Source organism: Pseudarthrobacter phenanthrenivorans (assembly GCF_036455295.1).
GTDB lineage: Bacteria > Actinomycetota > Actinomycetes > Actinomycetales > Micrococcaceae > Arthrobacter > Arthrobacter phenanthrenivorans_C.
In genome coordinates this window covers 366,582-388,081 of record NZ_JAYXNX010000003.1, presented here as the reverse complement: position 1 = coordinate 388,081, position 21,500 = coordinate 366,582, and the positions used below count along the sequence as shown (strand labels likewise).

General features: G+C 67.9%; 16 protein-coding genes. 11 read left to right on the top strand and 5 right to left on the bottom strand.

Annotation, left to right across the window (positions count from 1 at the left end):
* Positions 1–92: 92 nt before the first annotated feature.
* From VXJ37_RS05970 to VXJ37_RS05960, 3 genes are all read left to right on the top strand, one after another.
* A complete protein-coding gene (locus VXJ37_RS05970) occupies positions 93–1,898 on the top strand; it encodes an acetyl/propionyl/methylcrotonyl-CoA carboxylase subunit alpha (RefSeq protein WP_440589777.1) in 1,806 nt (601 codons plus the stop codon).
* 18 nt (positions 1,899–1,916) lie between these two features.
* Entirely contained in the window at positions 1,917–2,354 is a 438-nt protein-coding gene (locus VXJ37_RS05965; protein ID WP_141940647.1) for a YybH family protein, read from the top strand.
* A gap of 85 nt (positions 2,355–2,439) precedes the next feature.
* Positions 2,440–3,171: a glutamine amidotransferase gene (locus VXJ37_RS05960; protein WP_331322133.1), complete on the top strand. Its 732-nt coding sequence runs from the start codon at positions 2,440–2,442 to the stop codon at positions 3,169–3,171.
* Between the two features lie 53 nt (positions 3,172–3,224).
* Here VXJ37_RS05960 and VXJ37_RS05955 read toward each other — a convergent pair whose 3' ends face one another.
* A complete protein-coding gene (locus tag VXJ37_RS05955) occupies positions 3,225–4,634 on the bottom strand; it encodes an MFS transporter (RefSeq protein ID WP_331322132.1) in 1,410 nt (469 codons plus the stop codon).
* 281 nt (positions 4,635–4,915) lie between these two features.
* On the opposite strand from VXJ37_RS05955, the gene VXJ37_RS05950 reads away from it, so the two are divergent.
* From VXJ37_RS05950 to VXJ37_RS05930, 5 genes are all read left to right on the top strand, one after another.
* On the top strand, positions 4,916–6,328 hold the full coding sequence (locus VXJ37_RS05950; RefSeq protein WP_331322131.1) for an MFS transporter: 1,413 nt from the start codon (positions 4,916–4,918) through the stop codon (positions 6,326–6,328).
* Position 6,329: 1 nt separating this feature from the next.
* Positions 6,330–8,552 carry a molybdopterin oxidoreductase family protein gene (locus VXJ37_RS05945; RefSeq protein ID WP_331322130.1) on the top strand — a complete coding sequence of 741 codons (2,223 nt, stop codon included), beginning with the start codon at positions 6,330–6,332 and terminating at the stop codon, positions 8,550–8,552.
* Entirely contained in the window at positions 8,549–10,102 is a 1,554-nt protein-coding gene (locus VXJ37_RS05940; RefSeq protein WP_331322129.1) for an FAD-dependent oxidoreductase, read from the top strand. The genes VXJ37_RS05945 and VXJ37_RS05940 overlap by 4 nt, the downstream gene beginning before the upstream one ends.
* Before the next feature lie 85 nt (positions 10,103–10,187).
* The gene (locus VXJ37_RS05935) at positions 10,188–10,823 is read left to right on the top strand and encodes a hypothetical protein (protein WP_331322128.1); all 636 of its coding nucleotides are present in this window, start codon (positions 10,188–10,190) and stop codon (positions 10,821–10,823) included.
* A gap of 140 nt (positions 10,824–10,963) precedes the next feature.
* The gene (locus VXJ37_RS05930) at positions 10,964–12,421 is read left to right on the top strand and encodes a benzaldehyde dehydrogenase (RefSeq protein WP_331322127.1); all 1,458 of its coding nucleotides are present in this window, start codon (positions 10,964–10,966) and stop codon (positions 12,419–12,421) included.
* A gap of 31 nt (positions 12,422–12,452) precedes the next feature.
* On the opposite strand, the gene VXJ37_RS05925 is transcribed toward VXJ37_RS05930, so the two are convergent.
* The 3 genes from VXJ37_RS05925 to VXJ37_RS05915 form a co-directional block, all read right to left on the bottom strand.
* Positions 12,453–13,289 carry an SDR family NAD(P)-dependent oxidoreductase gene (locus VXJ37_RS05925; protein ID WP_331322126.1) on the bottom strand — a complete coding sequence of 279 codons (837 nt, stop codon included), beginning with the start codon at positions 13,287–13,289 and terminating at the stop codon, positions 12,453–12,455.
* Positions 13,286–13,861: a TetR/AcrR family transcriptional regulator gene (locus VXJ37_RS05920; protein ID WP_331322125.1), complete on the bottom strand. Its 576-nt coding sequence runs from the start codon at positions 13,859–13,861 to the stop codon at positions 13,286–13,288. The genes VXJ37_RS05925 and VXJ37_RS05920 overlap by 4 nt, the downstream gene beginning before the upstream one ends.
* Before the next feature lie 125 nt (positions 13,862–13,986).
* Positions 13,987–15,402 (bottom strand): NAD(P)H-quinone dehydrogenase, encoded by a 1,416-nt coding sequence (locus VXJ37_RS05915; RefSeq protein WP_331322124.1) that lies wholly within the window; start codon positions 15,400–15,402, stop codon positions 13,987–13,989.
* Between the two features lie 103 nt (positions 15,403–15,505).
* On the opposite strand from VXJ37_RS05915, the gene VXJ37_RS05910 reads away from it, so the two are divergent.
* Both VXJ37_RS05910 and VXJ37_RS05905 read left to right on the top strand, forming a co-directional pair.
* Entirely contained in the window at positions 15,506–16,324 is an 819-nt protein-coding gene (locus tag VXJ37_RS05910; protein WP_331322123.1) for a purine-nucleoside phosphorylase, read from the top strand.
* Positions 16,325–16,380: 56 nt separating this feature from the next.
* A complete protein-coding gene (locus tag VXJ37_RS05905) occupies positions 16,381–18,129 on the top strand; it encodes a phospho-sugar mutase (protein ID WP_331322122.1) in 1,749 nt (582 codons plus the stop codon).
* An 80-nt stretch (positions 18,130–18,209) separates the two neighbouring features.
* On the opposite strand, the gene nirD is transcribed toward VXJ37_RS05905, so the two are convergent.
* On the bottom strand, positions 18,210–18,590 hold the full coding sequence (gene nirD, locus VXJ37_RS05900; RefSeq protein ID WP_331322121.1) for a nitrite reductase small subunit NirD: 381 nt from the start codon (positions 18,588–18,590) through the stop codon (positions 18,210–18,212).
* 270 nt (positions 18,591–18,860) lie between these two features.
* On the opposite strand from nirD, the gene nirB reads away from it, so the two are divergent.
* The gene (nirB, locus tag VXJ37_RS05895; RefSeq protein WP_331322120.1) at positions 18,861–21,500 is read left to right on the top strand and encodes a nitrite reductase large subunit NirB; all 2,640 of its coding nucleotides are present in this window, start codon (positions 18,861–18,863) and stop codon (positions 21,498–21,500) included.

The following is a 21,500-nucleotide window of genomic DNA, read 5'->3' as shown; positions in this document are numbered from 1 at the left end:
AAGGAGGGCTGCTTTACACGCGGATTCCGCAAGTAATATCGGCGGAACCCTCAAAACCGCGCTAGGCTCCCTGAAGGAAAGAAGGAGACGCCTTGTCAGCAAATTTGGAGCAGTCCGCAGGAACCACGCAGCCGAGCCTCACAAAGGTGCTGATCGCCAACCGCGGCGAAATCGCCGTGCGGATCATCCGGGCGGCCCGGGATGAGGGCCTTACGTCCGTCGCCGTCTATGCAGACCCGGACCGCGACGCACTGCACGTCCGGCTCGCTGACGAGGCCTACGCCCTGGGCGGCACCACCGCCGCCGAGTCCTACCTGGTCATGGACAAGATCATCGACGCCGCCCGCCAGTCCGGCGCCGATGCCATCCACCCCGGCTACGGCTTCCTCGCCGAGAACGCCGAATTCGCCGCCAAGGTGATTGCCGCAGGCATCACCTGGATTGGCCCCTCCCCCGAAGCTATCTCCGCCCTGGGCGACAAGGTCCAGGCCCGGCACATCGCGGAAAAGGTGGGCGCTCCGCTGGTGCCCGGCACCGCCGACCCCGTCGAATCCGCTGACGAGGTCCTGGATTTCGTGGACCAGTACGGGCTTCCGGTGGCCATCAAGGCCGCCTTCGGCGGCGGCGGACGCGGCATCAAGGTGGCCCGCACCCGCGAGGAAATTCCCGAACTGTACGAATCCGCGGTGCGTGAGGCCACTGCTGCCTTCGGCCGCGGCGAATGCTTCATCGAACGCTTCCTGGACGCCCCGCGCCACGTGGAAACCCAGTGCCTGGCGGACGCCCACGGCAACGTGGTGGTGGTGTCCACCCGTGACTGCTCGCTCCAGCGGCGCAACCAGAAACTCGTGGAGGAGGCCCCGGCACCGTTCCTCACCGAGGACCAGAACCGCCGGCTGTACGAATCCTCCAAGGCCATCCTGAAGGAGGCCGGCTACCTCGGTGCCGGTACCTGCGAATTCCTGGTGGGCCAGGACGGGACCATTTCCTTCCTTGAGGTCAACACCCGCCTGCAGGTGGAGCACTGCGTCTCCGAGGAAGTCACCGGCATCGACCTGGTCCGCGAGCAGTTCCGGCTGGCACGCGGCGAGGAACTGGGCTACGGCGACCCCGAAGTGCGCGGACACTCCATCGAATTCCGCATCACCGGCGAGGACCCGGGCCGGAACTTCCTGCCCGCCCCCGGTACGCTCCGCGTCCTGAAGAACCCCACCGGCCCCGGCGTCCGCGTGGACTCCGGCGTGGAGCAGGGCGACGTGATCAGCGGGAACTTCGACTCCATGCTTTCCAAGCTCATCATCACCGGCGCAAGCCGCCCGCAGGCCCTGCAGCGCGCCCGCCGCGCACTCGAGGAAATGGTGGTGGAAGGCATTCCCACCGTCATCCCGTTCGACCTCGCAGTGGTCTCCGACCCCGCGTTTGCGCCCGCCGAAGGCCCGTTCACAGTCCACACCCGCTGGATCGAAACCGAATTCACCAACAACCTTCCCGCGTGGACTCCGGAGGGCACCGCTGATGCCGACGGTACTGCCGGGGACCGCCAGCGCGTGGTGGTTGAAGTGGGCGGCAAGCGCCTTGAAGTGGTCCTCCCGGCGTCCCTGGGCACGCCTGGCGCCGCAGCAGCCGGCAAGCCGGCCAAGTCCAAGAAGCGCTCCCGTTCGGCAGGCCCCGCCGCCGCCACTGGCAACGCCCTGACCTCCCCCATGCAGGGAACCATCGTCAAGGTGGCCGTTTCCCACGGCGATGTGGTGACCGAAGGTGACCTTGTTGTGGTCCTGGAGGCCATGAAGATGGAGCAGCCGCTCACCGCACACCGTTCCGGCACCATCACCGGACTGACAGCAACCGCAGGCGAAACGGTGTCGGCAGGCGCCATCATCGCCACCATCGAAGACTAGAAAGCGGCCCGGCCAGCCATGCTCGCACCAAGTTTCCAGGAAGAAGTGGACCGCTACCACCAGGCGGTCCCCGAGATCACCCGGGGCAACCCGGCACCCATCAAGGACCTGTACTCCCGGCTGGATGACGTCACCCTTGCCAATCCGTTCGGCGGCATTGCCCGCGGCTGGGCCCAGGTGGAAGCACGGCTGGACCAGGCCGCCCGGCAGTTCCGGGACGGCGAAATGCTGGGCTTCGATACCGTGGTCTCCTATACCGCCCGTGACACCGCCTACCTGGTGGAGACCGAACACTTCCGGGCACGGCTGGACCAGGCGGCCGCCACCGAGGAATTCGCGCTCCGCGTGACCAGCATCTTCCGGCGCGAGGAAGGCTACTGGAAGCTGGTGCACCGCCACGCGGACCCGGCAGCCCGGCCACAGTCCCGCCGGTCGCTGATGCAGCCGCCTGCCTGAGACCGCGCCCTGCCGCCTGCCGCCTGGCTTGGGGCCCGCCTGCCGTGTGCTGGCGGCCGGCTGCGCCAGGAGGCAGACTTAGCACATGCTGCCTTTCCTGCTCCTGGCCTCCCGGGCGGAGGATGCGGCCGCCGAGGACGAGTACGCCGCGTACCTGAGGTACGGCGGACTGGAAGAGCGGGAGCTGCACCGGGTCCGGCTCGAAGCCGCGCCCCTGCCGGCCCTGGACCTGTCACAGTACTCCGGCGTGATCGTGGGCGGCAGCCCGTTCACTTCCAGCGACCCGCCGGAGCATAAGAGCCTGGTCCAGCACCGTGTGGAACGCGAGTTGTCCGCCCTCCTGGACCAGCTGGTCGCCCTGGACTTCCCGTTCCTGGGCGCCTGCTACGGGGTGGGCACGCTCGGCAGCCACCAGGGCGCCGTGATTGACCGCACCTATGGCGAGCCGCTGGGCGCCGTGGAGGTGGAACTGACCGAAGAAGGACTGCAGGACCCCGTCCTGCAGGGGATGCCACAGACCTTCACGGCGTTGACCGGACACAAGGAGGCTGTGACTTTGCTGCCCAGGCACGCGGTACTGCTGGCCAGCTCCGCCACCTGCCCGGTCCACATGTTCCGCATCAGGACCAACCTGTACGCCACCCAGTTCCACCCGGAGCTGGACACTGACGGCCTGGTGACGCGCATAGACATTTACCGGCACGCCGGGTATTTTCCGCCCGAGTCCGCGGAGGAACTGATGGCCAACGCCCGCAGGTTTACGGTCACCGAACCGATGACGGTGTTGAAGAACTTCGTGGCCCGCTACGCCCGCTGAACACAAAAATGCCCGGCAGGCCACCAGGGTCCGCCGGGCATTTTCCAGGGGCGTCAGGCCACGTTGTTCTCGTAGTCGACGTCGCGGGTTTCACGGGTGAGGAACAGCGCGATCAGGGTCAGCACCGCCATGGCGGTCAGGTAGACACCCACCAGGAAGGGGCTTCCCTTTGCCTGCTCCCACAGGGCCACGGCGATGAACGGGGCCACCGCGGCACCCAGGATGCTGGAGAAGTTGTAGCTGATGGCCGAACCGGTGTAGCGGACGTTCGTGGGGAACAGTTCCGGCAGCAATGCTCCCATGGGCCCGAAAGTGAGGCCCATGAGCGAGAACCCAAGGATCAGCAGGCCCATGGTGCCTGCGAAGCCGCCGCTGAACAGCGGGACGAACAGCAGGCCAAAGACGAAGATGCCGGCGGTGACGGCGATCAGCATCTTGCGGCGGCCGTACTTCTCGGCCAGGGGCCCGGAGACCAGGGTGAAGATGCCGAAGAAGACGACGCCGGCGATCAGCATCCAGAGGAAGTCGTTGCGGCTGTAACCCAGGCCGGGAACGAACGCGGCCGCAGCGGCCTCGGTCATGGGCTTCCCTGCCTTTTCGGCTGCCGCCTTGGCGCCTTCCAGGGTGGGCTTGGTGCCGTAGGTCAGCGTGAACGTGGTCATCAGGTAGAAGAGCACATAGGTGGCCAGCATAATGAAGGTGCCCAGGATCAGCTGGCGCCAGCTGGTCCTGAAGACGCGGCCCAGCGGAAGCTTTGCCACCTCGTTGGATTCCACCACCTTGGTGAAGGCGGGGGTTTCGATCAGCTTGAGCCGGACGTAGAGCCCCAGGATGACCATGATGGCGCTGAGCAGGAACGGCACGCGCCAGCCCCATGCCGCGAAGGCCTCCGGCGTCAGGGTGTAGCTGGCCACAAGGAAGATGACGTTGGCGATGATGAAGCCGATCGGGGCACCCAGCTGGGGGAATGTGCCGTAGATGGCGCGCTTGTTGGCCGGGGCGTTCTCCGTGGCCAGCAGCGCGGCGCCGCTCCATTCACCGCCAAGCGCCAGGCCCTGGGCGAAGCGCAGGACCACCAGCAGCGCCGGGGCCCAGAACTCCCAGCCCGGCACCAGGGCCGTGGGCAGGCAGCCGATCAGGAACGTTGCGATACCCATGGTCAGCAGCGACGCCACCAGCGTGCCCTTGCGGCCGAATTTATCGCCGAAGTGCCCGAAGACGATTGAGCCGAGGGGGCGGGCGATGAAGGCCACACCGAAGACGGCAAACGAGCTCAGCAGCTGCGTGGTTTCGTTGGCGCCGGGGAAGAAGAGCTTCGGGAAGACGAGCACTGCGGCTGTGGCGTAGACGTAGAAGTCGTAGAACTCCACTGTGGTGCCGATCAGGCTGGCCACGATGACGCGGCCGCGGGAGTTCACCGGCTGGTGTGCACCAGGCAGCGCGGTGGTATCGGTGGATGACATAGGTAAACGCTTTCGTGAGACCGGCCGGGCACAGGGGAAGCCTGCCTCCCGGCGCGAGTAGTTAGAGTTCGATCTTACTTCGCCCCGTCCAGTCAATGGACGAAACGTCCACTATCCGGACCTGTGTTGCGTGTCTCACTTTCTGCAGGGCGAGGCCGGCCTCACGCAGCCGGAAGCGGGCGGATAGGCAAAAGTCACAGCTCGTTAACAAACATCGACGGTCCGCGAAACGCGCCGTCCCTACCTTGGGAGGAACATCATCCCCCTGAAGGAGGCAACCCGTGACTGTTGACCGCACCGTCGAGGCCGCCGTGCAGCCCGGCCCCGCCCGCACCACAGAGACCCCAGTCCTTGAGTTCCGCCCCGGCCGCTGGATCGCCAACTGGGATGCCGAGAACAAGGAACAGTGGGAGTCAGCCGGGCGCGCCATCGCACGGCGGAACCTGAACTGGTCCATCTTCGCCGAGTTCCTCGGCTTCGTGGTGTGGCAGCTCTGGTCCATTGTGGTGGTCCAGCTGCCCGCCGCCGGCTTTACTTTCTCCACCTCCGAAATCTTCTGGCTCATCTCCATGCCAAGCCTGGTGGGGGCAACGCTCCGCATCCCCTACACCTTCATGGTTCCCCGCTTCGGCGGCCGCAACTGGACGGTCGTCTCCGCCCTGCTGCTCCTGATCCCTTCCACCGGGCTGGCCCTCTGCGTCTCCAACCCTGGGACGCCGTTCGGCGTAATGCTCCTGGTGGCAGCCCTGGCCGGCTTCGGCGGCGGCAACTTTGCCAGCTCGATGGCCAACATCACCTTTTTCTACCCGGCCAGGGAGAAGGGCTGGGCGCTCGGACTGAACGCCGCCGGCGGAAACCTGGGCGCCGCCGTCGCGCAGCTTGCCGTTCCCATCGTGGTCACCCTGCTGGCTGCCGGTACCGTGAACCTTCCCATGGCCGGATGGATGTGGGTTCCGTTCATCCTGCTGGCCGCGTTCGGCGCCTTCAAGTACATGAACAACCTCACCAGCGCCAAGGGAGACGTGGCCGGTTCAGTGGCGGCGCTCAAGGAGCCGCACCTGTGGATCATGGCGCTGCTGTACATCGGCACCTTTGGCTCCTTCATTGGCTTCGCCGGCGTCTTCCCCAAGCTGATCAAGGACTACTTCCCGGCGTTCTCCTCCATCTCGGTGGGGACCGTGGCCCTGTCCCTCGCATTCCTCGGCCCGCTGGTGGGCTCCCTGGCACGCCCCTACGGCGGCCGCATGGCGGACCGCATGGGCGGGGCCAGGATGACCGTCTCCGCGTTCGGGGCCATGGCCGTGATCACGCTGACGATGATCTGGACCCTGCCGTTGAAGAACTTTCCGCTCTTCCTGGTCCTCTTCCTGATGCTCTTCACCGCCAGCGGATTCGGCAACGGCGCAACATACCGGATGATCCCGGTCATCTTTGCCACGTCCAGCCGGGCCGCACGGAAGGGCGCAGATTCCGTGGCCACCCAGCGCCTGGCGTCCTCGGCACTCGGCCTGATCTCGGCCATCGGTGCATACGGCGGCTTCGTGATTCCCCAGGTCCTGAATGCCTCCAGCACCGCAAGCGGCTCGTACACCCCTGCCTTTTACGGATTCGTCGGCGCATACATCCTGATGCTGCTGGTCTGCTGGACCTGCTACATCCGCAAGGCCGGCCGGAACGCGATGGGACACGTCTAACATGCCCAAAAGCGCCGACACGCACTGCCCATATTGCGCGCTGCAGTGCGCCATGACGCTCACTCCCCGCGTGGACCTGGCCCCGGCTGTGCAGCCGGGGCCGGGCCCCGCGCCTGTACTTCCTGGAATTAGGGCAGCGGCACCCGTCCCGGGAGCGCAGATTGAGGTCCAGGGCCGGGACTTTCCCACAAACCGTGGCGGCCTGTGCCGGAAGGGCTGGACGTCGGCTTCCCTGCTGAACCACGCGGGCCGGATCACCGAGCCCCTGCTGAAGGGGGCGGACGGCGTGCACCGGCCCATCGGCTGGGACCAGGCCCTGGATCTGGCTGCCAACGCCGTAAAGGACACCCAGGCCCGCCATGGTGCGGACGCCGTCGGCGTTTTCGGCGGCGGGGGCCTCACCAACGAGAAGGCCTACCAGCTGGGCAAGTTCGCGCGGCTGGCCCTGGGCACCTCCCGCATCGACTACAACGGCAGGTTCTGCATGTCCTCCGCAGCTGCTGCCGGCATACGCGCCTTCGGCGTGGACCGCGGCCTGCCCTTCCCGCTCGAGGCCCTGGATACGGCCAGCGCCATCCTGATGCTCGGATCAAACGTTGCCGAGACCATGCCGCCGTTCGTGCAGCACCTCAAGGGCGCCCGCGACGCCGGCGGACTGATCGTGGTGGATCCCCGCCGGTCCGCCACGGCAGCCTTCACGGCCGACGGCGGCGGGCTCCACCTCCAGCCCCTCCCGGGCACCGACCTCACCCTCCTGCTGGGCCTTTCCCACGTGGTCATCCACGAAAACCTGGCGGACGCCGCCTTTATCCGGGAGCGCACCTCGGGCTACAACGCCGTGGTCCGCAGCGTGAACGCCTTCTGGCCCGAACGCGTCCAGTCCATCACCGGCGTCCCCGCGGAGCTGATCCGCGACACCGCCCGGATGCTCGCCGCCGGCGCCCGCAACGGCGGCAGCTACATCCTCACCGGCCGCGGCGTGGAACAGCATGTGGACGGCACCGACACCGCCACCGCCGCCATCAACCTCAGCCTCCTGCTGGGCCTGCCCGGTTCGGCCCGCAGCGGGTACGGCACCCTCACCGGCCAGGGCAACGGCCAAGGCGGCCGTGAACACGGACAAAAGGCGGACCAGCTGCCCGGGTACCGCAAAATCACCGACCCCGCAGCCCGCGCGCACGTCGCGGCGGTCTGGGGCGTTCCCGAAGACACGATCCCCGGCCCGGGCCTGCCCGCCGTGCAGCTGCTGCAGTCACTCGGAAAGCCCGGCGGCGTCCGGTGCCTTTTCGTCCACGCCTCCAACATCGCGGTGGCAGCACCTGACGCCAACGCCGTGATCCAGGGGCTGCGGAGCCTGGACTTCCTGGTTGTCTGCGACTTCTTCCTGTCCGAAACCGCCGCGGAAGCAGACCTCATCCTTCCCGTCCTCCAGTGGGCCGAAGAGGACGGGACCCTGACCAACCTGGAGGGACGCGTCCTCCGCCGCCGCCGCGCCATCTCCCCTCCCGCCGGCGCCCGCAGCGAACTGTGGATCATGTCCCGGCTCGCGGAGCGGCTGGACGCCCCCTCCACCTACAGCGAGGATCCCGAAACGGTCTTCGAGGAACTGCGGCTCGCCTCCGCGGGCGGACTGGCCGACTACTCCGGCATCGACTACGCCATGCTGGACCGGGGCGAGGCGGCCTACTGGCCCTACCCGGCAGGCAGCACCGGAACCCCACGACTGTTCCTGGACGGGTTTGCCCACCCCGACGGCAAGGCGGTCCTGGTCCCGGTGGCGCCGCGCCGCCGTCATACTCCCCCAGGACTGGCACCGGACCACGCCGGCACACCCATGACCCTCATCACCGGACGGCTCCTGGAGCATTACCAGTCCGGCGCCCAGACCCGCCGGATCGCCGAGCTCCTCGCCGCCCAGCCGGAGGCCAGGGCCCAGCTCCACCCGGCCGCCGCAGAGGGCCTGGGCATCACGGACGGATCACTGGTGTCCGTCTCCAACGGGCGCGGCGAGGTGCTGTGCCGGGCCGAACTGAGTACTGCCATCCGGCCCGAGACGGTCTTCCTGCCCTTCCACTTCCCCGGCTCCGAAAGCGCCAACCGGCTGACCGAAGCCACCACGGACCCCGTCTCCGGGATGCCCGAATTCAAATTCAACACGGTATGGGTGCGGCCGGCGCCTGCGCCCGGTTCCGCCCGCCAACTGCAAACGACGGAGGCCTCATGAGCGAGCAGATTGTCATCGTGGGATTCGGCCCGGTGGCCGCCAGGCTGGTGGACGAACTCCTGCCAGCCGTCCGCGCAGGCCACGTCCGGCTCACCGTGGTGGGCGCGGAGGCTGAAGCTGCGTACAACAGGGTCCTGGTCGCCGACCTCGGCGTCGGCCGGGCCACCGCGGACGCACTGGCCCTTGCCGATGCTGCTGAACTCACCGCGCAGGGTGTGGACGTCCGCCTGGGCCTCCGGGCCAGGCGCGTCGACAGGGCGCGGCAGCAGGTCCTGCTCTCGGACGGTGCGGCGGTCCACTACGACCGTTTGGTGCTTGCCACCGGGTCCCGGCCTGTGATCCCCAACCTCATTGGCATCAATCCGGACCCCTCCTCCCCCGTCCTGCCCGCCGGCGTCACGGCATTGCGGGACCTCCGCGACGCCGCCGTACTCCGGGCGGCGGTGGACGGCGGCAAGAGGGTGGTGGTGCTGGGCGGCGGCGTCCTGGGCTTGGAAACCGCACTGGCTGCAGCGGAGGAAGGCGCCACCGTCACGGTGGTCCACAACGGGCCGCATCCGCTGGGCCGCAGCATCGACCGGGGCGGCGGGGCTGTCCTGGCGGCTGGACTTCGCCGGTGCGGCGTCCGGGTGGCGGGCAATGCCCGCTCTACCGGGGTTGAGCACAACGCGCCCGACGGCGGCTTCTCGGCTTTGCTTCTCGACGACGGCTCCGCGATCGACGGCGACCTCCTGGTCATCTCGTGCGGCGTGCGTCCCCGGACAGAGCTGGCCGAGGGCTGCGGCCTGTCCACCGGCACCGGGATTTTGGTGGACCACCGGCTGCGGGCCCACCACGAACCGCACATCTTCGCCATCGGAGACTGCGCCGAAGTCCGCTGCCCTGATCCGGGCTGCGCCGCCTGCCGCAACAGCAAGGGTCCGTCCGGGCTGGTGGGCCCGGGATGGCGGCAGGCCGAATGGCTGGCCGAATATCTCACCCTCCTCGCGGCGGGCTCAGCCGGGGCGGAACTTCTGCCCGCGCTGCCCCCGGAACAGCCCGGCGTCGTGGTCCTCAAGGCACGGGGCATGAACATGGCCGTTGCCGGCGACAACTCGGCGGACCCCTGGGACGAAGAAGCCCTCACGGCCGGAGCCGCAGCAGGCCGGCCGCGCCTGCAGGTGGCCCAATGGGCGGATCCGGAACATGGCCGGTATGTCAAAATGACTACCCGCGGAGGCGTGCTCGAAGGCCTTGTAGCCGTGGGCATGCCGCGGACCGCCGCTGAACTGGTGGGGCTCTTCGAACGCGGCGCCGAGCTGCCGGCGGACCGGTCACTGCTGCTGCGTCTGGACGGGCCGGACCAGCTGCCCGGAGCCTCCGCCGACCCCGCCGGCACGGTGTGCCGGTGCGCCGGGGTGAGCGGTGCTGCCATCACGGCGGCTGTGGCCGACGGCTGCTCCACGGTTCCGGAAGTTTCCAAGGCCACCCGCGCGGGGACCGGCTGCGGCGGGTGCCACGAGGACATCAAGGGCCTCATCGAACGGCACTTCCAGGCGGCGGCGGCCTAGCTGCTTGCGGGGCTTTGTTCCCTTGGCAGCGGTGTCCCGCAGGAGTTGACTGGCCACAGGATTCCACCGTCTGCAGGAGGCACCGATGTCCTTCCCCGTTATTCTGGCTTTCGCCGCGGTGGTGCTCGCCGCCGTGGCCGGAGTAGTCCTGATCAGGGAGAAGGATCCGCAGCGCCGGGCCCGTGCACTGGTGAAGGCGGGCGCCGTACTCATGACGGTATTCACCGTGCTCCCAGCGGCCTTCACCGGCGGCTACGCCATGGAACAGCCCGGCGGCGTGGCAGGGCTGGTAATGATCCTGTCCTGGGTTGTTCCAATGGTGGCCCTCGCGGCCCTCGCCTGGTTCCTGCCGGGCGGAGCCTCTCCCCTGCTGGGGGCGTTGACCGTGGTCTTCCTCGCGATCTGTGTCTGGTTCGCCCTCGACCCGGCGACGGCCCGCAGCCTCCAGGATTCGAACGGACCGGTCGTGGCGGTCGGCGTCGTCGCCCTGGCCTTCCCGGCCGCTGTCCTGGGACTGAAACGGTCCGGCACGGCCGGCTGGCTGCTGGTGGCGGTTGGTGCGCTGCCGCTGCTGATCACGATCATTGGCCGGTCGGGGCCTGCGGGCTCGCTTGCCGCCGCCAGCGTCGTCCCGCTGATTACCGGCATTGCCTATCTGGTGGCCGCACGGCTGGCCCGTCGAAACCCGGCGGCCCGGAACGCACGCCCGGCCTCAGCCTAGGCACCTGAACGGGCCCCGCTGCCCAGATACCCCCGCCGGGCCCTTGACGACGCCGTCCGCACAGCATGTGATGGACGGGACTGACCCGCGCCCGCCTTCGGGGCCGGACGCCTGCCGTTCGGAACAACGAAAGGACCCCCATGTCCCTGCTCGACTCCGCCCTCTGGGAAGGCAAGATCTACCTCAACGGCTGGCGGGCGGGCGGTGGCGGGACCGGCACCAGCATCGAACCGGCCACCGGCGGGCAGCTGGGCAGCTACGGCGTCGCCTCCGTTGCGGACGTGCGGGAAGCCGCGACGGCCGCTGCAAAGGCGCAAAAGGAATGGGCCGCCCGCAACCCGGAGGACCGGGCCGCAATACTGCGCCGGGCCGGACAGCTCTGGGAGGAGCACGCAGCCGAGATCCAGGACTGGCTTGTCCGCGAATCCGGGGGGATACCGCCCAAGGCCGGGCTGGAAACGCACATCGCCGCCAACGAATGCTATGACGCGTCCGCGCTGCCCTCACTGCCGGCCGGAGACGTTCTCACCTCCAACGAGAACCGCTGGTCCTTCGCGCGTCGCCGCCCCGTTGGGGTCGTCTCCGTGATTGCGCCGTTCAACTTCCCGCTGATCCTCTCCATCCGCGCTGTGGCCCCCGCCCTGGCGCTGGGCAACGCCGTGCTGCTCAAGCCGGACCCCCGGACAGCGGTTTGCGGCGGCGTCACCGTGATGCGAATCTTCGAGGAAGCCGGACTCCCGCAGGGACTGCTCTCACTGCTGCCCGGAGGCGCAGAGATCGGCGCCGCCGTCGTCGAAGCCCCCGAGGTCCGCGTGATCGCCTTCACCGGCTCGACGGCGGCCGGCCGGAAGATCGGCGAGACTGCCGGCAGGCTGCTCAAGCGCGCCCACCTGGAACTGGGCGGCAACAATGCGCTCATCGTGCTGCCCGGAGCTGACCTGGCCAAGGCGGCGTCCGCGGCAGCATTCGGCTCGTTCATGCACCAGGGCCAGATCTGCATGGCGGCCGGCCGGCACATCGTGCATGAAGACATCTACGACGACTACGTTGCCGCATTGTCCGGGAAGGCCTCCCACTTGCCGGTGGGCGATCCGAAGAGCGGCACCGTGGCGCTGGGACCGGTCATCGATGAACGGCAGCTGCAGCGGGTGGACGGGATCGTCCAGGACGCGGTGCGGGCCGGCGCCCGGCTGGCCGCCGGCGGCACCCACGACGGCCGCTTCTACCAGCCCACCGTGCTGGTGGACCTGGCCGAGGACAGCCCGGCGTGGAAGGACGAGATCTTCGGCCCTGTGGCACCGGTCATGAAGTTCTCCACCGTGGACCAGGCCGTGGCGCTGGCCAACGACAACGAGTACGGCCTCTCGATCGGCATCCTGGGGGACGTTGGTCTGGCCATGGCCATCGCAGACCGGCTGGACTCCGGCAAAGTCCACATCAACGAACAAACCGTCTCCGATGAGGCCAACTCCCCGTTCGGCGGGATGAAGAACTCCGGGAACGGTTCAAGGATCGGCGGCCACCACGCCAACATGGAGTCCTTTACCGAGATCCAGTGGCTCACCATGCGCCCGGACATCGCCCCCTACCCGTTCTAGGACCGGGCTGCGGGCCGGCCAGCGGTGGGGTTCATTTGCTGCTCCTGAACTGCAGGCGGAGGTAGGCATCGAACAGGCCGGACCCGAGGAACCGGCGGGACTGCACAATGGCCTTTGCAGCCGGGGTAACGGTGTAACGGTCCCGTGGCCGCCGAGAGGTCGCTGCATGCTCAACGGCCCTGGCGACGGCGTCGGGTTCGGCAGCGAGGACCGGCGACGCGTAGGAGGTGGCCATCTGCTCGTCCGCGGCGGCCCTTAGTGCCGCGTAGGGGCCTGACGTCTTTCCCGAGGCGGCCAGGGTCCGGGCGGCGGTTGCGCCAAAGCCGGTGCGGATCAGGCCCGGGGCGATCAAGGAGGCCTGGATGCCGAAGGGTGCGGTCTCGAAACGGAGCGCATCGGTGATGGCCTCCACGGCGTATTTGGTGGCGTGGTAGTAGCCGCCGACGGGGAAGGTGACCCGGCCGCCCATGGAGCCGATGTTGATGATCCGGCCGGTTCCTACCTTCCGCATCCCGGGCAGGACCAGCTGAATCATCCGGGAGAAACCGAACACGTTGGTCTCGAACTGCTGCCGGACGGCGTTAAGGTCTGCTTCCTCGATCGTGCCGTATTCGCCGTAGCCCGCGTTGTTGATCAGGACGCCAACGCTGCCGTGGTTTTCCTCGACGGCGCGGACGGCCGCCGCCATCGATGATTCGTCGGTCACGTCGAGCGCCAGGACTTTGGCTCCGGCCGCAGCCAGGCCGGCCAGGGTTTCGGTCTGCCGCGCGGTGGCGTACACGGTGAATTCGGGCCGCTGGAGCAGGCGCTCGGCGGTGGCCCTGCCGATGCCGGAGGAAGCTCCGGTGATCAGAACTGCAGTGGTCATGGTTGGTCCTCAGGTGGTTGGGTGTAGGCCTTAAAGCCGGCGGCGAAGATGGCCACGCCCCGGCGCAGCCGGTCCGGCAGTGCGTCGGGGTCGGCGACGCCGGCCTCCAGCCCCCGGGTGAAGGCGAACAGCATTTCTGCCGCGTCCCGGGCGTCGGCGTCGGGGTAGGCGTCGTGGATCGTGCGGGCCAGCAGGGCCAGCATGGCGTCGTCGTACCGGCCAAGAGCCTCGGGCGCCAGGCGGGTCTCCACAGCCAGCAGTTCTGCCGCGTGCGCCGGGCTGTCACGCCAGATCCGCATCACCAATTCGAGCTTGGCCAGCAGTATCCCGGCCAGTCGGCCCGTGGGCTGGTGTTCGGATTTCGCCGCACGCTCGGAGGCAGCGAGGGCATTGGCCAGCAGGCGCTCAACCAGTGCCCTGAACACTTCCTCCTTGCTGCGGAAGTACTGGTAGAGCGCGGGGCGGGAGATGCCGGCCTGCTCTGCCAGGTCCAGCATCGTCGTACGGCGGGCGCCGTGCCGGGTGAAACACACATAGGCGGCATCGATGATTTCGTCCGGTCGGTTCGTCACTCTGACACTATAGGCAGATTTTGTCAGTTTGTATATGGCAGGTCCGCGCTTTCTGGGTACAAAAAAGGGGAACCGGCGGAAGTTTTTCCGCTGGCTCCCCTTTTCGGCCCGGAGAGGGGCAACGGCTACATATGGACGTGCAGGCGGCGTGCAGCCTCGGAGATGGACCCGGTCAGCGACGGGTACACCGTGAACGTGCTGGCGACGTCGTCAACGTGCAGCTTCTGCTTGACCGCGATGGAGATGGGGAAAATCAGTTCGGAGGCGTTGGGGCCCACCACCACACCGCCGATCACCGTGCCGGAGCCCTTCCGGGCAAAGATCTTCACGAACCCGTCCTTGGCGTTGCGCATCTTGGCGCGGGCGTTGCTTTTCAGCGAGAGCTTGATGACGTCGGCCTGGTACTTGCCGGACTCGATTTCGCCCTCGGAGACACCGACGTTCGCGATTTCGGGCGAGGTGAAGATGTTGGATGCCACCTGGTGGAGCTTGAGCGGGGTGACGCCGTCGCCCATGAAGTGGGCCACTGCGATCCTGCCCTGCATGGCGGCCACCGAGGCCAGCGGCAGGACGCCCGTGCAGTCGCCGGCTGCGTAGATGTTGGGCGCGGTGGTGCGTGAGACGCCGTCCACCTTGATGTGGCCGCTGTCGCTGACGGACACGCCGGCCTCTTCCAAGCCGATGCCTTCGGTGTTGGGGATGGAGCCCAGGCACAGCAGGCAGTGGCTGCCGGTGACCTTTGTGCCGTCGGAAAGCGTGACCACCACACCGTCGTCGGTGCGTTCCACCGTCTGCGCGCGGGAGCGGGACAGGACGCGGACTCCGCGGCGTTCGAAGACTTCCTCCAAAACCACGGCGGCGTCGACATCCGAGCCGGGCAGCACGCGGTCGCGGCTGGAGACCAGGGTGACTTTGGAGCCGAGGCCGTTGTAGGCGGAGGCGAATTCGGCGCCGGTCACCCCGGAGCCCACCACGATGAGTTCCTCGGGCAGTTCATCCAGGTTGTAGATCTGGGTCCAGTTCAGGATCCGCTCCCCGTCCGGGCGTGCGGTGTCCAGCTCGCGGGGGTGCGCGCCCACGGCCAGCAGGATGGTGTCGGCCTCGACGGTTTCGGTGCCGTCCGCGGTCAGGACCTCAATTCGGTGGCTGTCCAGGAGCCGTCCGGAACCTTCGATGATGCGCACCCCCTGTTTCTCCAGGCCGTCGCGGATATCCCGGGACTGGTTGCGGGCCAGGTTGAGGAGGCGGTGGTTGATGTGCTTGAGGTCGGCGTGCATCACGGGTACGAAGTCGCCGCCGTCAACGTCGAACTTCACTCCGAGCTCGCCGGCTTCCGCGACACGGGTCATCAGGTCCGCCGTGGCAATGAGGGTCTTGGAGGGGACTACGTCGGTCAGCACCGCGGATCCACCGAGCCCGGCGCGTTCGATGACGGTAACCGTCGCCCCGAGCGAGGCGGCCACCATGGCGGCCTCATATCCGCCGGGACCACCTCCCAGGATTGCGATCCGGGGGGAACTGAAATCTGGATGCGTAGTCACAGTCATCCATTCTCGCCCATTTACCGCCTGACCACCAAGAAAACAGGGTCTCCCGGGGCCAGCCGTGACAGGGCTAACAGGGCCGGCAGGATAACTTGTACTGGTGAGTACAACAGACTTCCTGAACACGGACCCGTTCGCCGCCGCCCGTGCCGCCGCGGACTACATTGCCGAAGAGACAGGCGTGGACCGGCACGACACCGCCCTGGTCCTGGGCTCCGGCTGGGGAGAGGCCGCGGACCTGGTCGGCGAGACAACCGCCACCTTGTCCGCCGAGGAAGTTCCGGGCTTCCACGCGCCTGCCGTCGAAGGCCATGTGGGCACCATCCGCTCCGTGCTGACCACGGAAGGCAAACGGGCGCTGGTTCTCGGCGCCCGCACGCACTACTACGAAGGCAAGGGCGTCCGCGCAGTTGTGCACGGCATCCGCACCGCGGCAGCCGCCGGATGCAGCACGCTGGTCCTCACCAACGGCTGCGGTGGCCTCAACGAGGCCTGGGCCCCCGGCACGCCGGTACTGATCCGCGACCACATCAACCTCACCGCGGCTTCCCCCCTGGAAGGCGCAACCTTCGTTGACCTGACGGATCTGTACTCGCCGCGCATCCGGGAACTCGCCCGCGAAGTCGACCCCACCCTGGACGAGGGCGTGTACGCACAGTTCCCCGGCCCCCACTACGAGACACCCGCTGAGGTGCAGTACGCCAAGCGGATCGGGGCGGACCTGATCGGAATGTCGACGGCGCTGGAGGCCATTGCCGGGCGGCACGCCGGGATGGAGGTGTTCGGCATCTCACTGGTCACCAACCTTGCCGCCGGCATCAGCCCGCAACCGCTGAGCCACCAGGAAGTCATCGAGTCCGGCCGGGCGGCAGGGCCAAGGATCTCCCGGCTGCTGGCGGACATCATCGCCAAGCTGTAGCAGCCGCGGCCGCCGGTTGCCGCGCGCGGACCGGCAATGACGATAGCGTTATGCCCATGACGACTGCCGATGCTGAACTTCGCCTGCTCGCCGAGGCCCGCGGATGGGCTGCCCAGGACCCGGACCCCGCAACCCGGGAGGCCCTCCTTGAGCTGGTCCGCCTTGTGGACGACGGTGATCCCGCAGCCCGGCAGGAACTGGAAGACAGCTTCCGCGGCACCCTGCAGTTCGGCACCGCCGGCCTGCGCGCTGCCCTGGGTCCCGGTCCCAACCGGATGAACCGGGTGGTGGTGCGCCGCGCAGCCGCGGGTCTCGCCGCCTTCCTGGGAGACGCTGTGGGCAAGGCCGCGGCCGGCACCCGGCCCCGCGCCGTCGTGGGCTATGACGCCCGGCACAACTCGGATGTCTTCGCGGCGGAGACGGCTGCTATCTTCACCGCCGCGGGCATCGAAACCTTCCTGCTGCCGGGCGCCCTGCCCACTCCCGTGCTGGCGTACGCCGTCCGGGCCCTGGACTGCGACGGTGGCGTCATGGTCACCGCAAGCCACAACCCGCCGCAGGACAATGGGTACAAGGTGTACCTGGGGCGGCATGCCGTGGCCGCGGATGGGGACGGCGCCCAGATCGTCGCCCCCTACGATGCGGAGATCGCCGCGCGGATCGGCGCGGTGGGAACACTGGAATCAATAGCGCTTGCGGAGGATGGCTGGACCGTCCTGGACGGCTCGCTCGCTGCCGACTACGAACGGGCGACGGCGGGACTCGCCATGCAGGAGCGCTTTCCGGCACGGGACCTGCGCATTGTCCTGACCCCCCTGCACGGTGTTGGCGGCGGCACGGCCGTGGACGTCCTGAAGGCGGCAGGTTTCACGGATGTCACCATGGTGGCGGAACAGGCCGATCCGGACCCCGATTTCCCCACCGTCAGTTTCCCCAACCCGGAAGAACCTGGCGCGCTGGACCTTGCCCTGGAGACGGCGGGCCGCCTCGATGCGGACCTGGTCATCGCCAACGACCCCGACGCCGACAGGGCTGCCGTGGCTGCCAAGGACCCCGACACCGGCGCTTGGCGGATGCTCCGCGGCGATGAGGTGGGGTCGCTGCTGGGGGCACACATGGTGGCCCGGCTCGCCGACGGAACCGCCGGCGCCGGCGCGGACAACCCCGGCGTCTTCGCCAATTCGATCGTCTCCTCGAGGCTGCTGGCCCGTATCGCCGCCGCGGCCGGCTTTGCCCACGAGGAAACGCTGACCGGCTTCAAGTGGATTTCCCGGGTGCCGGGCCTGGTTTACGGCTACGAGGAGGCGCTGGGCTACTGCGTGGCGCCGGACCTGGTGAAGGACAAGGACGGCATTTCCGCAGCCGTCCTGATCGCAGAACTCGCGGCCACCGCCAAAGCAGCGGGCAAAACCGTGTTTGACACGCTCGATGAGCTCTACCTCCAGCACGGCCTGCACGCCAGCGACCAGCTCAGCATCAGGGTGGCAGACCTGGGACTGCTGGACGCCATGATGAACCGCCTGCGGGTTTCGCCCCCGGAATCGTTCGGGCAATCGGCGGTGGAAGTCTTCACCGACCTGGCCCAGGGCAGCGCCGAGTTGCCGCCCACCGAAGGCCTGCTGTACATCACGCGCAACCTGACCCGCGTCATCATCCGGCCCAGTGGGACCGAGCCGAAGCTCAAGTGCTACCTGGAAGTCATTGAGCAGGTGGAATCCGCCGCGGAACTGCCGGCGGCCCGCCAGGCGGCACGGGCCTCCCTGGATGAGGTCCTGCACGACGTCAGCGAGGCCCTGGGGCTGTAAAGGCTGGTTAAAGGCAGGAAGGGCGCCGGGCTTTACGAAGCCCGGCGCCCTTCCTGTGCCGCCTCTGCGGGCGGCCGGCGTTAGAGTTCCACCTCAACGAAGCCGTCCGTGATGCGGGTGCTGTACGCCGCCAGCCGCAGGCCGGGCGCAGTGAAGCATTCGCCGGTCTCAAGGTCGTAGACCTCCTTGTGCAGCGGTGAGGCGATGGTGGGGCGGGTCCCCTTTGAACCGAGGATGCCACGGGCCATGACGTGGGCCCCGGTGGCCGGATCCTCGTGCGCCACGGCGAAAACTTCGGCCGGCCCAGTGCGGAACAGGGCCACCTGGCGGCCTGCCACCAGGGCAGCCTCGCCCCAGGCGGGCTCCAGGTCGTCAACCGCGCAGACACGGTACCAGCCGGTCTCAAATCCAGCGAGGTCTGATTCGGCGGCGAGCGCCCCAAGTTCCAGTGTTGCCGTCATGTCCGGCTCCTTTCCCTGTGCCTGTTGTCCTGTGCCTGTTTGGGCAAGCGGCCGCTTCTGCAGCCGTGTCCCACGCTAGGGTCCGGGTGTTTCAACCGGATGCGGTCAATGTGTCCGGGGGGTAAAAGAGACCTAACGCCGCGCGAAATGCGCCCGTGATGCAGAAGTTAAGTTGGCGAAACAATTGGGAAACTGAGGCGAAACTGCCCCTTCCTAGGCTGGAGGCACAAGCTGCAGAGCACCGTCTGCGGCCCATGCGAAAGGCCCACAGTGACCGAACAGACTTCAAGCACAGAGACTCCGCGCCGCATCGTCGTCGTCGGCGGCGGCCCCGCGGCCCACCGTTTCGCGGACGCCATGCATGCCCGGGGCCTCGACGGCTGGCATGTCACGGTCCTCACCGAGGAAGCGCACCTCCCCTACGACCGGGTGGCACTCTCCAAGGCCCTCACCGACACCGGGGTGGACCTCACCCTCGGCACGGCCTCTATGTGGGAGCACGGATCGCTGGTCCTGAAGACCGGCGAGCGGGTGGTGAAAATCAACGCAGGGGCCAAGACGGTGGAAACCGCTGCCGGGAACAGCTATCCGTATGACGAACTGGTGGTGGCCACCGGCTCGGACGCCGTGCGCCTGCCCATTCCCGGCGCCGACAAGGCCCACGTCTACCGCACCCTCGAAGACGTGTGGGCCATCAACAAAGCCATCGCGGAGCTTAGCGAAAAGCTCGGCCGCAAAATCAATGCCGTCACCATTGGCGGCGGCCTCCTGGGCCTCGAATCGGCTGCCGGCACCGAGCAGCTCGGCGCCACGCCCGTCGTCATCAACGGTGCGCCGTGGCTGATGAACACCCAGCTGGACGAGGGCGCCGGCCAGGCCCTGGGACGCCTCATCGAGGCGAAGGGCTTCGAAGTCCACGGCGGCGTGTTCCCCAGCCGGATTTTGACGGACGACGACGGCCAGGTCACCGGAGTGCTGATGGCGGATGAGCGCATCATCCCCGCAGACCTGGTGATCGTGGCGGTTGGCGTCAGGCCCCGCGATGAACTTTTCCGCGCGGCCGACGGCGGGGAACAGGTCTTCAGTCTGGGTCCGCGCGGCGGCGTGGTCATCAATGACTACTGCGCCACCGAGGTACCGGGCATCTGGGCCATCGGTGAAGTGGCCAACTTCGGCGGCATGTGCCTCGGCCTGGTGGCCCCGGCCAACACCATGGCCGAGATCGTGGCGGACCGGCTGCACGGCGGCGACGCCACCTTCCCGGGCTTCGACACCGCCACCAAGCTGAAGCTGTCCGGGGTGGACGTGGCCAGCTTCGGCGACGCCTTCGCCAGGACCGAACACGCCCTGGAGATCGTGTACGCGGACCCCGCCCGCGGCGTGTACCAGAAAATCGTCACCACCGACGACGCCAAGACCCTGCTGGGCGGCATCTTCGTGGGCGACGCGTCTCCGTACATGAGCCTGCGGCCGCTCCTGGGCCGCGAACTTCCCGCGGAGCCCGGCGCCTTCCTCAGCGCGGCAGGCGGCGGCGAAGCTCCCGAAACCGAACTCCCCGATGACGCCACGCTGTGCTCCTGCAACAACGTCACGGCCGGCAGCATCCGCGACGCCATCAACGGCTGCGGCGCCTGCGAGGGCAATGCCCCGGTCCAGGAACTCGGGGAGCTGAAAGGCTGCACCCGTGCCGGCACCCAGTGCGGTTCCTGCGTGCCCATGCTGAAGAAGCTGCTGGAAACGGAGCTGACCAAGTCCGGCGTCGAGGTTTCCAAGGCCCTCTGCGAGCACATCGAACTGTCCCGGCAGGAGCTGTTCGATGCCATCCGCGTCCTGGAGCTGACCTCCTTCGAAGAGATCATGGCCAAGTACGGCACGGGGGCGGGCTGCGATATCTGCAAGCCCACTATCGCCAACATCCTGGCCAGCCAGAACAGCGCCTACGTGCTCGATGCGGGCCGCGGGACACTGCAGGACACCAATGACCGCGCGCTGGCCAACATGCAGAAGGACGGCACCTACTCGGTGGTCCCCCGCATCGCCGGCGGTGAAATCACCCCAAAGAAGCTTGGCGTGATCGCCGCCGTCGCCGAAAAGTACGGCCTCTACACCAAGATCACGGGCGGCCAGCGGATCGACATGTTCGGTGCCCGCCTGGAGCAGCTGCCCGAGATCTGGAAGGAACTGGTGGACGCCGGCTTCGAGTCCGGCCAGGCGTACGGCAAGAGCCTGCGCACCGTGAAGTCCTGCGTCGGGTCCACCTGGTGCCGCTTTGGTGTCCAGGACTCGGTGGCCATGGCCATCAAGCTGGAGCTGCGCTACCGCGGCCTGCGGAGCCCGCACAAGCTGAAAATGGGTGTCTCCGGCTGCGCCCGCGAGTGCGCCGAGGCGCGCGGCAAGGACGTGGGCGTGATCGCCACCGCTGACGGCTGGAACCTGTACGTGGGCGGCAACGGCGGCGCCACCCCGGCGCACGCCCAGCTCCTGGCCAAGGACCTGGACGACGAAACCCTCATCAAGTACATCGACCGCTACTTCATGTACTACATCCGCACCGCGGACCGGCTGCAGCGCACCGCCCGCTGGCAGGAAGAACTCGACGGCGGCATCAAGCACGTCGAGGACGTGGTGGTCAAGGACACCCTGGGCATCGCCGAAGACCTGGAAGCCGCCATGGCCAAGCACGTGGACACCTACGTCGATGAATGGGCCGACACGCTGAAGGACCCCGAACGGCTCCGCAGGTTCCGCTCCTTCGTCAACGCCCCGGACCAGAAGGACGACTCCATCACCTTCGTCCCGGACGAGCGCGGCCAGATGCGTCCGGCCACCCCCGAGGAGAAAGGGAAAGTCCTGATCGGGGCCTCCATCCCCGTCCGCGCCGCAACCGAAACCACCGGAAACGAGGCATAG